The sequence below is a fragment of the Neorhizobium sp. USDA 3394 genome (assembly GCF_056280385.1).
Genome location: NZ_JBWCDU010000001.1, coordinates 4,106,054 through 4,120,440 on the forward strand (window position 1 = coordinate 4,106,054; position 14,387 = coordinate 4,120,440).

Genomic DNA, 14,387 nt, shown 5'->3' on the forward strand with positions numbered 1-14,387 from the left:
CGCATCAACATATAGCAGTGAACAAAAGCTGAATCGTCTGGAGTCTGCGATTCGTCTCCGATTCGTTCGCGTCTGTTCCTTCACGCTTAAAATTCGAAACGTCGAGCGTTGATACGCCGCCCTCGGCGATCATTCCGCTGCCGCAAAACCATTCTTCAGGCTTGCGTTTGCCCACCGAGATCGCCATGTGTTGCGTGGCTTTTAGTTTTGGGCGACGGCGCGAGACTTGAGGCTTATGTGATGCGCGGAACCAGGCTTTGAATTTCCAGCCCATGATGCTCAGCGGGCGCGGCGTCACCGCCGTCCTCGGACCTACCAATACCGGCAAGACCCATTATGCCATCGAGCGCATGGTGGCGCATGGCACCGGTGTGATCGGCCTGCCGCTCCGGCTGCTGGCGCGCGAGGTCTACACGCGCCTTGTCGAGAAGGTCGGTGCCTCCCAGGTGGCGCTCGTCACCGGTGAGGAAAAGATCACACCGCCGAACGCGCGCTTTTCCGTCTGCACCGTCGAAGCCATGCCACGCGAGACCAAAGCCTCGTTCGTCGCAATCGATGAGGTGCAGCTCGCGGGAGATCTCGAGCGCGGCCACATCTTTACCGACCGCATCCTGCATTTGCGCGGCCGCGATGAAACGCTACTTCTGGGGGCGGCGACCATGCGGCCCATTCTCGAAAAGCTGCTGCCGGGAATAACCGTCGTCGAGCGGCCACGCCTCTCGCAGCTCTTCTATGCGGGCCAGAAGAAAATTACCCGCCTGCCGCAGCGCTCCGCAATCGTGGCGTTTTCGGCCGACGAGGTCTATGCGATCGCCGAGCTTATCCGCCGTCAGCGCGGCGGGGCGGCAGTGGTGCTGGGCGCGCTCAGCCCGCGGACCCGCAACGCACAGGTCGGCCTCTACCAGTCCGGCGACGTCGAATATCTCGTTGCGACGGATGCGATCGGCATGGGGCTCAATCTCGACGTCGATCACGTGGCATTCGCCCAGGATCGGAAGTTCGACGGCTATCAGTTCCGCAGCCTCAATCCGGCAGAACTCGCGCAGATCGCCGGCCGCGCCGGGCGGCATGTGCGGGACGGGACGTTCGGCGTGACCGGGCAGGTCTCGCCTTTCGAGGACGAACTGGTCGAACGAATCGAAAGCCACCATTTCGATCCCGTCAAAGTGCTGCAATGGCGCTCGAAAAACCTCGACTTTTCGTCGCTCAAGGCTCTGCGGGAAAGCCTGGATGCCTCACCGACCCTGCAAGGATTGACGCGGGCGCTTCCTGCGACCGACAGCCAAGCCTTTGATTATCTTTCGCGTTATCCCGAAATCAAGGATATCGCTACAACGCCCCAGCGGGTCGAGAAGCTCTGGGAGGCCTGTGCCCTGCCGGACTATCGTCGAATTGCGCCGGCACAGCACGCCGACCTTATTTCGACTCTTTTTTCCGATCTTGTACGCTTCGGGACGGTGAATGAAGAATTCATGGCGGAGCAGGTTCGCCGCGCCGACCGCACCGATGGTGAAATCGACACATTATCGGCCCGCATAGCGCAGATCCGGACCTGGACCTACGTCTCTAATCGCCCTGGTTGGCTTGCCGATCCGACACACTGGCAAGAAAAGACACGGGAAATAGAGGATAGGTTATCGGACGCGCTACATGAAAGGTTGACGAAACGCTTTGTTGATCGCAGGACATCTGTGCTCATGAAGCGCCTGAGAGAGAATGCGATGCTGGAAGCTGAAATCAGTGTGAATGGCGATGTCTTTGTAGAGGGACATCACGTCGGGCAATTGGCCGGTTTCCGGTTCACGCCCGTTTCGGGAACCGAGGGACCCGACGCCAAGGCGGTGCAGGGTGCCGCTCAGAAAGCGCTGGCGCTCGAATTCGAGGCGCGGGCTGCGAGGCTCTATGCCTCCGGCAATAGCGATCTTGCGGTCGGTTCCGACGGGTTCGTGCGCTGGCTCGGCGAACCTATCGCCCGTCTTGCGCCGACCGAGCATGTCATGCGGCCGCGCGTCATCCTGCTCTCCGACGAGCAGCTGACCGGCAATGCGCGCGAACATGTGCTCGCCCGCCTCGAGCGCTTCGTCAATCATCACATCGCCACGGTTCTGAAGCCGCTCGACGATCTGTCGCGCGCCGAAGACCTGCAGGGCCTTGCCAAGGGCCTCGCCTTCCAGCTCGTCGAAAGTCTCGGCGTGCTGTTCAGGCGCGACGTCGCGGACGACGTGAAGTCGCTCGATCAGGATGCGCGCGCCTCGATGCGTCGCTACGGCATCCGTTTCGGCGCCTATCACGTTTTCATGCCGATGCTTTTGAAGCCGGCTCCGGCGGAGCTCATCACGCTCCTCTGGGCGCTGAAGAACGACGGCCTCGACAAGCCCGGTTACGGCGATCTCATCCCGGCGCTTGCCGCAGGACGCACTTCCGTGGTCGCCGATCCGACGTTCGAGCGGATGTTCTACAAGCTTGCGGGTTTCCGCTTCCTCGGCAAGCGTGCCGTGCGGATCGACATCCTTGAACGGCTTGCCGATCTCATCCGTCCACTTCTGCAGTGGAAGCCGGGTTCGACGCCGCGTCCGGAAGGGGCATATGACGGCCGCCGCTTCACGGCTACGACCGCGATGCTCTCGATTCTCGGCGCGACGCCCGACGATATGGAAGAAATCCTCAAGGGCCTCGGATATCGCGCCGACGCAGTAAAGCCGGAAGAGGCGCAGGCATTCCTGGCGGGCCAGGATGCAGGTTCCGTCAACGCCGTTCCGGCAGTCGCTCCTGCTTCGGCAGGAGACGCGCCGGAAGCCTCCGACGGTGACGACGCCGATGCGAGCGACGCTCCAGCCGAGACAACGGCAGAAGCGCCGTCGGCCGAGGCTGCGCCTGAAGCCGCCCCAGCAGAGGCCGTGGCTGATGCTGCGCCGGCTGAGACGGCTACTGCAGAAGCGGTTGCTTCGGAAGAGGCTCCGGCTGAGCAGGCTGCGGCTGGAGACGTCACCGACGAGGCAAAGGCTGCCGAGGCTGGAGAGCCGAAGCCGGTCCTGCTGTGGCGTCCGGGCGGCGGCCGTGAAAACAACCAGCGCGGCGGCCGGCCCCAGCATGGGGATCGTCGCGGCCATGGCGGCCAGCGCAACAATGCCGGTGGCGAAGCCGGTCAGCCGGCCCAAGGCCGTCGTGATGAACGGCGCGACGGTGGCGAGCGGCGTGATGCGCGCCCGGCCGGCGAGCGCAGCGGTGGCGAACGCAAGGACGGCGGCAAGCCGAACCGCGACAACAACCGTCGCCCAGACAACAACAATACCAACAATCGCGGGGGCGATCGTCCGAACCGCGGGGAGCGCCACGAAGGCGGTCCTCGTCCGGATCGCAACGACCGCGGCAAAGGGCCGCAGCCCGCCCGTTTTGAGGCAAAGCCGCCGCGCAAGGAAAAGCCGATAGATCCCGATTCGCCCTTTGCAAAGCTCGCAGCTCTCAAGGAGCAGATGAAGAAGTAAGGCCCATGACGGAAAAACAGCCACAATCCGGTTCGCGTCAGCGCATCGACAAGTGGCTGTTTTTTGCCCGCATGGCGAAGTCGCGGTCGATCGCCCAGGATATGATCCGTTCAAACCACGTGCGGGTGAACGGCGATCTGGTGTCCCAGCCGAGCTCCCAGGTGAAGCCGGGCGATCGCATCGATCTCAAGCTTGAGCGTCGCGACCTCGTGCTGGTGGTGAAGACCGGCGGGGAAAGGCGGGGTCCTTTCGAAGAGGCCCGGCTGCTCTATGAAGATCTCAGCCCTCCTCCTGAAGAAACCAAGAGGCTGACGTTGTTCGAACAGGCGCAACGCGCGCAGGGAAGCGGCCGACCGACGAAGAAGGAGCGCCGCGAGACCGATCGGCTGTTTCCAGGTATCGACGCCGACCTAGATTAGAAAAAACGACCCGCTGCGACTAGGTTTTCAGCACGGATATCCTTGCTAAGCAAAGCCAAAGGCTTTACCTGACTGTCGAAAAGCTGGATCGCCTACCTCCTGTCATTTTTGCAGTTGGGTTTTCGCCTCTCCCGGCTTTCCGGTGTGCCGGCGCTTCCCATCCGTCGACGTGCCGCTGATCCGCGATAGTCCTGGAGTGCCGCATGACGTATGTCGTGACCGACAATTGTATCCGCTGCAAATATACCGACTGCGTCGAGGTCTGCCCGGTCGACTGTTTTTATGAAGGCGAAAACTTCCTCGTCATTCATCCCGACGAGTGCATCGACTGTGGCGTCTGCGAACCAGAATGTCCCGCCGAGGCGATCAAGCCGGATACGGAGCCAGGCCTCGACAAATGGCTCAAGATAAACACCGAATTCGCTCAGATCTGGCCCAATATCACGGTCAAGCGCGATGCGCTGCCCGAGGCCAAGGAAATGGACGGCGTTGCCAACAAGTACGAGCAGTATTTCTCCGCCGAGCCCGGCAAGGGCGATTGAGATTTACCGCGACGGAATGGCTCGGAAGCGGTTTCGAATCACTTTGCCTTTTTGTTGGGCAGAGCGCGGCTGTAGCGCTCTGTGCACCTGCAAAAGCAAATTATTGATTTCCGCACTTTTTTGTGGTAGACAATAAGAACTGTTCCACAAGGCGGCACGTGCGTGCCCAAAAAACATCACGAAAGCAACAGACCACCCAAAACGCGGTTTCCGTGACATTGCAACGCTTGAATGTTGTCGGTCGCAGTACCCCGATGGGTGTTTTTTCGCTCGCGTTGGTCGGACCAGTATGGAGTGACCCGACGGTTTCCCCCGTCTCATCCGGGCCTGACAGACCCGGTTCCCCCGACCCGGCAATGGGTGAGTAACAGGGAGTTTGTGAAACGAATGACGACTCAGCAGAAAAAGACTTCTCCCGCACGCCAGGGCTTCAAGACTGGTGAATCGATTGTATACCCCGCTCATGGTGTAGGCACTATCTCTGCGATTGAAGAGCAGGAAGTGGCCGGCATGAAGCTTGAGCTTTTCGTAATCGATTTCGAAAAGGACAAGATGCGCCTCAAGGTGCCAGTCGCAAAGGCCGTCAGCATCGGCATGCGCAAGTTGTCCGAAACGGATTTTGTCGAGCGCGCTCTCAAGGTTGTTCAAGGCAAGGCCCGCGTGAAGCGCACCATGTGGTCGCGCCGCGCCCAGGAATATGATGCAAAGATCAATTCCGGCGATCTGATCTCGATCGCAGAAGTGGTCCGCGACCTCTATCGCGCCGACAACCAGCCGGAACAATCCTATTCCGAGCGTCAGCTTTACGAAGCCGCCCTCGACCGCATGGCTCGTGAAATCGCTGCCGTCAACAAGATGTCCGAAACCGAGGCCGTCCGCCTTGTCGAGGTCAATCTCGCCAAGGGTCCCAAGCGTGGCAAGAACATCGAGGAAGATGAGGCGCAGGAAGAAGCGGCCTGATCATCCAATCATGGTTCTCTCAAAAACCCGGCCTTCGCGCCGGGTTTTTTATTGGAACTTTTTGCCTGCCTCCGCGTTAACCCGCCGGAACGGCGAACTGATGTGCGTCGGTTTGCGTTCGGGACAGCTAAGTGCGGGGCGGAAGATCGGTCTCTTGAGCCGGTTGTGAATCCCCCGCGGAACTCAAGACGAGGGGAGCAGAAGCGGCAGGACATTCATTCCATCATCGTTCGGGCTTGTAGCGTGCACGGTGTCCCTGGTTTGTGCCTCGCTGTTTTTGTCGGATCAGACCGTTCACGGAGAACACGATGACAGCCATGTCCGCAGACCGCACGATGATCAAGATAGCAATGTCCGCTCCATATCTCGCCCGGGAGGAGGAGCGCGATCTGGCGGTCCGCTGGAAGGACGATCAGGACCAGGATGCCCGAAACCAGATTGCCCTTGCACATATGCGTCTCGTGATCGCCATGGCCTCGAAGTTCCGTGGCTTCGGATTGCCGATGAGCGACCTCGTTCAAGAGGGCTATGTAGGGCTGCTCGAAGCGGCGGCAAGGTTTGAACCGGCCCGCGACGTGCGTTTTTCCACTTATGCCAGCTGGTGGATTCGCGCCTCGATGCAGGATTACATTCTTCGAAACTGGTCGATCGTGCGAGGCGGCACCAGTTCCGCCCAGAAGGCGCTGTTCTTCAATCTTCGCCGGCTGCGCGCCAAGCTCGCCCGCGGCGATTCCAATCTCACCGCCCGGGCAATTCACGAGGAGATCGCGGTGGCGCTCGGTGTCAGCGTCGCCGATGTCCAGACCATGGATGCCCGCCTTTCCGGCAACGATTCCTCGCTGCAGGCGCCGTCGATCGCCGGCGATGCGGATAGCGGCGAACGGCTCGACATGCTGGCGAGCGCCGAACCGCTGCCGGATGAGCAGGTTTCCGGGATGATCGACGGCGAGCGCCGGCTGAAATGGCTGCAGGGCGCGCTCACCAAGCTCAACGACCGGGAAAAGAAGATTATTCGTGCCCGCCGGCTGACCGACGACGGCGCGACGCTCGAAGCGCTCGGCGCAGAACTCGGCATTTCCAAGGAGCGCGTGCGGCAGATCGAAAGCAGGGCTATCGAAAAGCTCAAGTCGGCGCTGGTGTCGGCCAATCCGCAGATGGCTGCGGCCGCCTGCTGAGGCGGCGCCCCTACCTCATTCGGAAATGATCTTGAACTTCTGGCCCGGGGAGATCGTCCCCCCGGCCGGCAGCGCGTTGATCAGCTTGAAGAGATCGAGCTTGCGATCCGTGCCCATCATGCGCGCCGACAGCGATGCGATGGTGTCGTCCCTGGTCGCCGTGACGATGCGTACCCGCAGCGGCTTCAGCGCCGCGATTTCCTGAGGCGTCATCCGGCGGAACGTCGAACGCAGGATTTCGGCAGTCGTATCGAGCGCCGGGCTGCCCTTGGGCACCGCCGTCAAGAAGCGGAATATCTGATTGTCCACGCGGATGACGGTGACGTCGAAATCCCAGCGTTCGGCGGAAGCCCGTGCGGTTGCCGCAGGCATGCCGTTCACCTGGATCTCCCGCACCGTCTCCGGCTGCAGGCCCGCGACCCAGCCGCTCGTCAGATAGTTCGGCAGATTGTCGTTGTCGCCCGCCGCAACGCCGTCGAAACGGATCGCCGTTTCGCCAGGGCCGGTCGCCAGCACAGCTTCCACCTTGTTGTCGATCCGGAAGTCCGGCGGTACGTCGAAACGGATGCCGAGGCCGCCATGCAGAAAAGTCTGGCCGCGGACGTAGCCCTCCTGGGGGCTGTCGCCATAAAGCAGGCCATCGATGCCGGCGATGTAATAATCACGGCCCTTGTCGCCGACGGTGCCTTCCTGGCCGAAATTGCGGGCATGGCGGCGGGCGAGATCGACGCGCTGGGTGGAATTCGGGTGGCTCGACAGGAAGTCTAGGCTCTGGTCGCTGTCCGGATCAACCGCCGAATAGCGGGCATAGGCAGCCATCGAATCCAGGAAGCGCGCGGCCGCGTAGGGGTCGTAGCCCGCTTCGCCGAGCATCCGCACGCCGATCACGTCGGCCTGCAGTTCCTGTTGGCGCGAAAAGGCGGCGAGGCGGAGCTTGCCGCGCGCAAGCGCCTGCTTGCCGGCGAGATCGCTGGAGAGGACTTCGGCGACGACGCGGCTCGCAATCACTTCCGCCTCTTCGCGGCGCTGGCGCTCGATGCCGTGGTTGGCGGTGACGTGACCCATCTCGTGGGAGAGCACGGCCGCGACTTCCGATGCGTCATTGGCAAGCGCCAGAAGGCCGCGCGTCACGTAAAGATAGCCGCCCGGCAGTGCGAAGGCGTTGATCGCCGGTGAATTCAGGATCGTGATGCGGAAGGACTGGTTGGGATTTTCCGAAACGGCCGTCAGCGCGCCGGCGATGCGGGCGACCAGCCGCTCGGTCTTGGCGTCGCGATATTCGCCGCCATAGCTCGCAACGATGCGCGGATGCTCGCGCGCGCCCATCTGCGCCCGCGGATCGTTCTTCTGCACCTCATCGACGATTTGCGGCGAGTCGGAAGGAGAGACATTCGGGGTATAGGCCTGGTCGAAGAGCGACTGGCAGCCGGAAAGGATCGCACCGCTGAACAGCAGGGCGCCCAAGGCCCGCCGACCGGGCAGGGCACGGACAATCGCCCAGACAGCCGGGATCGCTGTGTCGCGCCTCATCGTCCTCGTCTTCCGCACCATCATTCCCAAGGTCCGCCATCCGGCTTGGCAGAGGTCCTCTCGATCCAAGCCGGCTCCTTCTCTATGTCGCTTAGCGATTTTCGCGTCGAATGCACAGATGCTCTTATTGAAATATGTCTTGCTGGTGCGTTTGCAATGAAAATCCCCGCTACGTTTCCGCGATGCCATCGCGGCACGTCCAAATTGTGGCGAGTTCCATAACGGTGTGGCCGTCCCCGTCGCCAAACGTGATCGCTCAAATAGTGACTTGCAAATTGCAAGTCACTTGTGCCACAAGGCTACGTCTTCCCGGAGAAGGAACTCATGAAACGGACAGGTCCCATCGATACCGGATGCCCGGTGTTGCGCAGTCTCAAACATGTCGGCGACGGCTGGAGCTTCCTGGTCCTGCGCGATGCATTAGGAGGTGCGACACGTTTCGACGAATTCCAGCGCAACCTCGATATCGCCCCAAACATCCTGGCCAGCCGGTTGAAGTCGCTTGTCGAATCCGGGCTGATGGAACGACGGCGCTACTCCGAACGGCCGCCGCGGGACGAATACCACCTCACGCAGCGCGGCCGCGACTTCAAGCCTGTGATGCAGGCCCTGCTTGCCTTCGGCAACCAGCATTTCGCGCCGGAGGGGGAAAGCGTGGTGATCGTCAACAAGGAGACCGGCGAGCCGGCCGAACCGGTGATGGTCGACCGTCGGAGCGGCAAGCCGCTCAGCGATCCCGTCTTCACCCACGCGGCCGGTCCGGCTGCGAGCGAACGCATCCGCCGTCGATATCCATCCGTAAACCAGTTATTGCAGCATAGAGAGGCTGATCGATGAGTGCCGTGACCACCGAAGCCGTCGAGGCGGTGCCTACCTTCGACGACGCCATCGCGGCACCGATCGATCCGCGGACCCGGCAGCTGCTGCAGGATCCGATCCTGCCGATGCTGATCCGGCTCGCATGGCCAAATATCCTGATCATGCTCGCCCAGGCATCGACAGGCCTCATCGAAACCTGGTGGATTTCGCATATGGGCACCGCGGCACTGGCGGGCATGGCGCTCGTCTTTCCGGCCGTGATGCTGATGCAGATGATGTCCGCCGGTGGTTTCGGCGGAGCCATTTCCTCGGCAATCGCCCGCGCGCTCGGCAGCGGCCGGCGTGACGATGCCGACCTGCTTGCCTGGCATGCCGTCGTGGTCAATGTCGCGATCGGGCTGTTGTTTTCGGCGGTCATGCTCGCCTATGGCCGGCCGATCTATCGGGCGCTCGGCGGCGAAGGTGCGGAACTCGAGGCGGCACTCGTCTATTCCAACGTCGTGTTCGGCGGCATGATCTTCGTCTGGCTGATGAACGGTCTCGCGAGCGTCGTGCGCGGCACGGGCAACATGCTGTTTCCGGCCCTGGTCACCTGCGTCGGTGCTGTACTCCTCGTGCCCGTATCGCCGCTTCTCATCTTCGGCTTCGGCCCGTTCCCGGGGCTCGGCATTGCCGGCGGCGGTCTTGCCATGGTGCTCTACAGCTTCGGCGGCACGGGGGTTCTTGCCTGGTATATCCTCTCCGGCCGCAATCTCGTGCGCTTCGGCGTCGGCCCGCTCCGCTGGACGATGTTTCGCGATATCGTCCGTCTCGGAGCGGCGGCTGCGATCAATTCGGTTCTCACCAATGTGACCATCGGCCTCGCCACGGCTCTGGTGGCGACCAAGGCGGGTGTCTCGGCGGTTGCCGGTTTCGGCACCGGCGCCCGGCTCGAATATCTGTTGATCCCGGTGATCTTCGGCATCGGGGCGCCGATGGTGGCGCTGGTCGGCACCAATATGGGCGCCGGCCAGAAGGATCGGGCGATGCGCATAGCCTTTACCGGCGCCGCGATTGCCTTCGTCATCACCGAGATGATCGGCCTGATCGCGGCGATCTTCCCGGTTGCCTGGATCTCGCTGTTCAGCGAGGAGCATGGCGCCATCGATGCGGGCGTCGCCTATCTGCAGATCGTCGGGCCGGTCTATGGCTTCTTCGGCGCCGGGCTGGCGCTCTATTTCGCCTGTCAAGGGGCGGGCCAGCTGCTCTGGCCGCTTGCCTGTGGTTTCCTGAGACTTGCCATTGCCGGTCTCGGGGGCTGGCTGGCGCTGGAGCTCACCGGTTCGCTGAACGGATTGTTCTTCGCGCTGGCGGCCGGTCTGGTCGCCTATGGCGGAATACTGTTCCTCGCCATCCGCTCCGGCGCCTGGTTTCGCGGAAAGGCTGCCTGATCAGCCGGAGAGAAATTCGGCGAGTGCCGGAATATCGCGCCGGACGAGGAATTCCTCGGCCCGCGCCTGCAGCAGGATCTGGCCGTGGTCGATGAAGATCGCATGGTCGGCTAACCGGCCGACCTCATCCGGATCATGGGTCACGATCAGCACCGTATTGCCCGTCTCGCGATGCAGGTCGATAAGCAGGTTGGCCATCGAAAGCCTGAGCCCGGGATCGAGCGCGGCGAACGGCTCGTCCATCAGCAGAACCGTTTTTTTGCGCACCAGGGCCCGCGCGAAAGCGGCGCGCTGCCTTTCGCCGCCGGAAAGCGTCCCCGGCGTCCGCTTCTCAAAACCGCCCAGCCCGACGCGTTCCAGCGCCTGCGATATTGCGGCCCGGTCATTGCCGGAAAGTCTGAGCGAAGGGCTGATGCCGAGGCCGATGTTGGCGGCGAGGTCCAGATGGGCGAAGAGATTGTTGTCCTGAAAGACCAGCGATACGGGGCGCTCGGAGGGATGTTTTTCCGTCACGTCCCCGCCCGCGATCAGGATACGACCGCGGTCCGGCGTCTCGAAGCCGGCAACGAGATTGAGGAAGGTCGATTTGCCGGAGCCGGATGGACCGGTAATCGCCGTCACGGCGCCTGCCGGCAAAGCACAGTCGAAGCGGAATTCCCGGGCGCCGAGCTTCAGTTCAACCTTGTCCAGCGCGATGCCGTCAGTCATGGCTTGTTTCCCTCCTGCCGGCAGTGCCGATCATCGTCAGTGCCAGGCAGATGATGCCGAGGATGAGCGCCAGCCCGTCCGCATCATTGGTTCGATAGCTGGATAGCCGGCTATAGACAAGCCAGGGGAGGTTGGTGAGCTCGCTGGAGCCGAACAGCGCTACCGCGCCGAGATCGCCGAGCGACAGCGCCATGGCGAAGGACAGCGCCGTCAGCAGGGGCATCGCCAGAACCGGCAGGTCGATCCTCCAAACCCGCGAAAAGCCGGAAAGGCCGAGGCTTGCCGACAGCCTGCCTGTCCGCTCGCGATGCGTTTCGACGGCCGGGGCCAAAACGCGCATCACGAAGGGAAGCGCCATCAGCATGTTGATGATCGCGACCAGCGCCGGGGCGAAGCGCGCCACATCGCCGAACGGGCGCAGCATCAGGAACCAGCCGGTTCCGAGCACGACTGGCGGCACGAGCAGCACCAGCGAGGACATTCCACCCAAGGACACGGAAAACGCCCTGGCCGTTCCGGCGGGCCTCTTCATGTCTGCAATTGCCTCGCGCCCGGCAATGATAGCCAGGGAGGTCAGCACGGCCAGCAGACCGGCGGAAAGCGCGATCGTGAAACTGGTCCAGGCGGCGCGCAGAAAGGTGGCGCTGCTGAGGAGGCTCCAGAGATTGGCCCGAGCGCCCGCAGCGACGATCGAGGCGAGCGGCAGGATCAGGAAGGCGGTCGCGAGCAGAATGGCGAGCGTGTCCCAGAGCCGCGCCGGCACTGTCCGGCCGTCGAAGCGGCGGGTGGCCCGGCCTGTCGTGATGCCGCTATCGTCTGGCGCCGGGAAAAGCGAAATCGCGACCAGGATCAGCGCCGTCGTGCCGATCTGCAGCAGCGACAGCGCGATCGCGCGGGGCGGATCGAAGTCGAAACGCAGCGACTGATAGATCGCGACCTCGAGCGTCGTCGCGGCCGGCCCGCCGCCGAGCACCAGGACGAGCGTGAAGCTCGTGGCGCAGAGCATGAAGATCAGGCCGGCGATGCCGGGAATGACGCGCCGCGCCGCGGGCCATTCGATGAAACGGAAGACGGAAAACGGTTTCATTCCGAGGCTGGAGGAGAGGAGCCAATATTCCGCCGGCAACCGTTCCAGTGCCGCGAGCAGCAGCCTTGCGGCGAGCGGCAGGTTGAAGAACACATGGGCCAGCAATATGCCGGAAAGGCCGTAAATGCTGATCGGCTGTTCGAGTCCAAGTTTCAATAGCAGGCTGTTCATTACTCCCTGCCGTCCCCAGATGCCGATCAGGCCGAGCGCACCGATCAGCATCGGCAGGCCCATCGGCAATGCCATCAGCCGGATGACCCATACTCGGCCCGGAAAGCTTGGGCGGCGTGCAAGCGCGAGAGCAACGGGAAGCGCGAAGATGACCGACAGCAGCGTCGAAAGAACCGCCTGCAGCAGGGTGAAGCGCAGGATTCGCCAGGTATAGGCGGTGAACAGCCGGCTCTGGGTGTCACCGGCGTCCCAGGAGAGAAGGGCGGCGACTGCGATGCCGACGAAGAAGGCGATTCCGACAAGGCTCAGCAGCCCCCAGCCTATCCCGCGTCTCCGCTCGGCTCGCGTCAGCATGGGATCAGTTCATGCTCATGGCGGTCAGCCATTCGTCGATCCACGCCTGCCGGTTCTTGGCCACCTGGTCCGACCCCATCAGGAAAGTCTTGGTCGGCTGCACCAGCTTGTTGAAAGCGTCGGGGAGCGGCTGGGAGGTCTTGGCGGCCGGCATCATCCAGTTGGTGGTCGGGATGACGTCCTGGAATGCGGGCGACACCATGAATTTCAGGAACTGTTTCGCCAGATCCTTGTCCTTCGCCCCCCTCAGCATGCCGGCGACCTCGATCTGGATGTAATGTCCTTCGGAAAAGGAGGCGGCCTGGTAGCGGTCCGTCTTCTCCTCGACCATGTGATAGGCCGGCGAGGTCGTGTAGGAAAACACCATCGGCACTTCGCCCTTGGTGAACAGGCCATAGGCCTCCGACCAGCCTGGCGTGACGGTCAGCACGCGTTTCCGGAGCTTGGCCCAGGCCTCCGGTGCCTGGTCGCCATAGATCGATTTCACCCAGAGCAGCAGGCCGAGGCCGGGCGTCGACGTGCGCGGGTCCTCGATGGCGATCTTCTGTGCCGGATCGCCCTCCACCAGTTCCTTGAGGCTTTTCGGAGGGCTCTTCATTGCCTGGCTGTCGTAGACGACGGCGAAATGGCCGTAATCGTAGGGAATGAACGTGTCGTCGCTGTAATTGCCCGGCACCTTGGCCCCGGAGGCGTCGAGCCCATGCGGCTCGAACAGGCCGGTCGCCTTCGCCTCGGAGATCAGGTTGGTATCGAGGCCCAGCGCGATATCGGCGTCGGTGCCGGGACCCTCCAGCTTCAGGCGGGTGAGAAGCGCCACGCCATCGGCGACGCCGACGAAGTTGAGCTTGCAGGCGCAGGTCTTTTCGAAGGTCTCCTTGACCTTAGGTCCTGGACCCCAATCGGAGATGAAGCTCTCATAGGTATAGACGGTCAGCGTCTTTTCCTGCGCTTCGGCGGGCGCGGACAGGGAAAAGGCGGCCGTGGCCGCGAATATCGAAAGAATGATGCTGCGCATCAGCGTTCCTCGTTTTGGTGACAAAGGGGAATAGGCGCTGATGAAGAGCCGTCTAATCCCTCCGCCGGTGTTAACCGGATCAGGTTCCGCGGGTTGGCCAAAGGCCTCTCAGCCGCACGAAAACGCGCGGCACCCCGTTAGAGCAGGATCAGATTTAGCGGCGAGGGAGATAGCTGGCAAGAGGCGGTCTGCGACCGGCTCAAGGCGAATTCTACGGGAGCAACATGCTCAGTGGTTCTGCGGAAAAACTTTCAGTTCACGCGGCACGATCGCCATGCCGCCGAGCCGGTTGGCAACGGCGTAGTCGATCGTCTTCTCGACGACATCGGGCATGACCGGTTTCGTCAGGACGCCGAGCGAGCCTTTGACGCCGGCTTTCACGTCGTCCGGATTACCCGTCATGAATACGACGGTAATGCCGTATTGCTCGGCAAGCTCGCGGCCGATCTCAGGACCGGTTCGCCCGTCCGAAAGATTGACATCGACCAGGGCGATATCGGCATAGGCGGCGAGTGCGAGGGCGTGTTTGCGGGCATTGGCAAAACCCGCGACTTTGAGGCCCATGGCTTCGATCGTCTCAGCCACATCGAGCGCGATCAGAAACTCGTCTTCGACAATCATAACTCTCTGATTCATCGCCTCAGTGGCCAGCCGACGACGCGTAACATTTGTCAGCATTGGATGTCCCCATT

General features: G+C 62.4%; 13 protein-coding genes and 1 riboswitch. Of the genes, 7 read left to right on the forward strand and 6 right to left on the reverse strand.

The annotated features are described in order from the left end of the window. Window positions 1–4 precede the first annotated feature (4 nt). Window positions 5–298 carry a hypothetical protein gene (locus ACZ9EJ_RS20100; RefSeq protein WP_251089829.1) on the reverse strand — a complete coding sequence of 98 codons (294 nt, stop codon included), beginning with the start codon at window positions 296–298 and terminating at the stop codon, window positions 5–7. On the opposite strand from ACZ9EJ_RS20100, the gene ACZ9EJ_RS20105 reads away from it, so the two are divergent. From ACZ9EJ_RS20105 to ACZ9EJ_RS20125, 5 genes are all read left to right on the forward strand, one after another. Next, window positions 273–3,485, forward strand: coding sequence for a helicase-related protein (locus ACZ9EJ_RS20105; RefSeq protein WP_046640213.1), 3,213 nt, complete (start codon window positions 273–275; stop codon window positions 3,483–3,485). The genes ACZ9EJ_RS20100 and ACZ9EJ_RS20105 overlap by 26 nt on opposite strands. Window positions 3,486–3,490: 5 nt before the next feature. Continuing rightward, on the forward strand, window positions 3,491–3,904 hold the full coding sequence (locus tag ACZ9EJ_RS20110) for an RNA-binding S4 domain-containing protein (RefSeq protein ID WP_046631720.1): 414 nt from the start codon (window positions 3,491–3,493) through the stop codon (window positions 3,902–3,904). Window positions 3,905–4,107: 203 nt separating this feature from the next. Then, entirely contained in the window at window positions 4,108–4,446 is a 339-nt protein-coding gene (fdxA, locus tag ACZ9EJ_RS20115; RefSeq protein ID WP_046631722.1) for a ferredoxin FdxA, read from the forward strand. 387 nt (window positions 4,447–4,833) lie between these two features. Beyond that, window positions 4,834–5,406 (forward strand): CarD family transcriptional regulator, encoded by a 573-nt coding sequence (locus tag ACZ9EJ_RS20120; RefSeq protein WP_046631724.1) that lies wholly within the window; start codon window positions 4,834–4,836, stop codon window positions 5,404–5,406. A 308-nt stretch (window positions 5,407–5,714) separates the two neighbouring features. Next, window positions 5,715–6,581 carry an RNA polymerase factor sigma-32 gene (locus tag ACZ9EJ_RS20125; RefSeq protein ID WP_007771992.1) on the forward strand — a complete coding sequence of 289 codons (867 nt, stop codon included), beginning with the start codon at window positions 5,715–5,717 and terminating at the stop codon, window positions 6,579–6,581. Window positions 6,582–6,596: 15 nt separating this feature from the next. Here ACZ9EJ_RS20125 and ACZ9EJ_RS20130 read toward each other — a convergent pair whose 3' ends face one another. Next, a complete protein-coding gene (locus ACZ9EJ_RS20130) occupies window positions 6,597–8,111 on the reverse strand; it encodes a M48 family metalloprotease (RefSeq protein WP_251089828.1) in 1,515 nt (504 codons plus the stop codon). A gap of 324 nt (window positions 8,112–8,435) precedes the next feature. On the opposite strand from ACZ9EJ_RS20130, the gene ACZ9EJ_RS20135 reads away from it, so the two are divergent. Together ACZ9EJ_RS20135 and ACZ9EJ_RS20140 are read left to right on the forward strand one after the other, a co-directional pair. Further along, window positions 8,436–8,948, forward strand: coding sequence for a helix-turn-helix transcriptional regulator (locus ACZ9EJ_RS20135; protein WP_046631726.1), 513 nt, complete (start codon window positions 8,436–8,438; stop codon window positions 8,946–8,948). 62 nt (window positions 8,949–9,010) lie between these two features. Further along, window positions 9,011–10,360: an MATE family efflux transporter gene (locus ACZ9EJ_RS20140; protein ID WP_370649710.1), complete on the forward strand. Its 1,350-nt coding sequence runs from the start codon at window positions 9,011–9,013 to the stop codon at window positions 10,358–10,360. Here ACZ9EJ_RS20140 and ACZ9EJ_RS20145 read toward each other — a convergent pair whose 3' ends face one another. The 4 genes from ACZ9EJ_RS20145 to ACZ9EJ_RS20160 all read right to left on the reverse strand — a co-directional run bounded on the left by ACZ9EJ_RS20145 (window position 10,361) and on the right by ACZ9EJ_RS20160 (window position 14,373). After that, window positions 10,361–11,068 (reverse strand): thiamine ABC transporter ATP-binding protein, encoded by a 708-nt coding sequence (locus tag ACZ9EJ_RS20145; RefSeq protein ID WP_046631728.1) that lies wholly within the window; start codon window positions 11,066–11,068, stop codon window positions 10,361–10,363. It abuts the gene before it with no gap. Continuing rightward, the gene (thiP, locus tag ACZ9EJ_RS20150) at window positions 11,061–12,680 is read right to left on the reverse strand and encodes a thiamine/thiamine pyrophosphate ABC transporter permease ThiP (RefSeq protein WP_046640182.1); all 1,620 of its coding nucleotides are present in this window, start codon (window positions 12,678–12,680) and stop codon (window positions 11,061–11,063) included. Before thiP ends, ACZ9EJ_RS20145 begins: the two co-directional genes overlap by 8 nt. Before the next feature lie 4 nt (window positions 12,681–12,684). Beyond that, window positions 12,685–13,695 (reverse strand): thiamine ABC transporter substrate binding subunit, encoded by a 1,011-nt coding sequence (gene thiB / locus ACZ9EJ_RS20155; protein ID WP_046640181.1) that lies wholly within the window; start codon window positions 13,693–13,695, stop codon window positions 12,685–12,687. A 39-nt stretch (window positions 13,696–13,734) separates the two neighbouring features. Further along, window positions 13,735–13,842: riboswitch (TPP riboswitch) on the reverse strand. A gap of 81 nt (window positions 13,843–13,923) precedes the next feature. After that, on the reverse strand, window positions 13,924–14,373 hold the full coding sequence (locus ACZ9EJ_RS20160) for a response regulator (RefSeq protein ID WP_046631735.1): 450 nt from the start codon (window positions 14,371–14,373) through the stop codon (window positions 13,924–13,926). Window positions 14,374–14,387: the final 14 nt, after the last annotated feature.

What these genes read in the sequence shown, in the direction of transcription:
- fdxA (WP_046631722.1), top strand. Translation starts at nt 4,108, where the DNA reads ATGACGTATGTCGTGACCGACAATTGTATCCGCTGCAAATATACCGAC.
- ACZ9EJ_RS20145 (WP_046631728.1), bottom strand. Translation starts at nt 11,068, where the DNA reads ATGACTGACGGCATCGCGCTGGACAAGGTTGAACTGAAGCTCGGCGCC.
- ACZ9EJ_RS20160 (WP_046631735.1), bottom strand. Translation starts at nt 14,373, where the DNA reads ATGCTGACAAATGTTACGCGTCGTCGGCTGGCCACTGAGGCGATGAAT.
- ACZ9EJ_RS20105 (WP_046640213.1), top strand. Translation starts at nt 273, where the DNA reads ATGATGCTCAGCGGGCGCGGCGTCACCGCCGTCCTCGGACCTACCAAT.
- ACZ9EJ_RS20120 (WP_046631724.1), top strand. Translation starts at nt 4,834, where the DNA reads ATGACGACTCAGCAGAAAAAGACTTCTCCCGCACGCCAGGGCTTCAAG.
- ACZ9EJ_RS20110 (WP_046631720.1), top strand. Translation starts at nt 3,491, where the DNA reads ATGACGGAAAAACAGCCACAATCCGGTTCGCGTCAGCGCATCGACAAG.
- ACZ9EJ_RS20130 (WP_251089828.1), bottom strand. Translation starts at nt 8,111, where the DNA reads ATGAGGCGCGACACAGCGATCCCGGCTGTCTGGGCGATTGTCCGTGCC.
- ACZ9EJ_RS20125 (WP_007771992.1), top strand. Translation starts at nt 5,715, where the DNA reads ATGACAGCCATGTCCGCAGACCGCACGATGATCAAGATAGCAATGTCC.
- ACZ9EJ_RS20135 (WP_046631726.1), top strand. Translation starts at nt 8,436, where the DNA reads ATGAAACGGACAGGTCCCATCGATACCGGATGCCCGGTGTTGCGCAGT.
- thiB (WP_046640181.1), bottom strand. Translation starts at nt 13,695, where the DNA reads ATGCGCAGCATCATTCTTTCGATATTCGCGGCCACGGCCGCCTTTTCC.
- thiP (WP_046640182.1), bottom strand. Translation starts at nt 12,680, where the DNA reads ATGCTGACGCGAGCCGAGCGGAGACGCGGGATAGGCTGGGGGCTGCTG.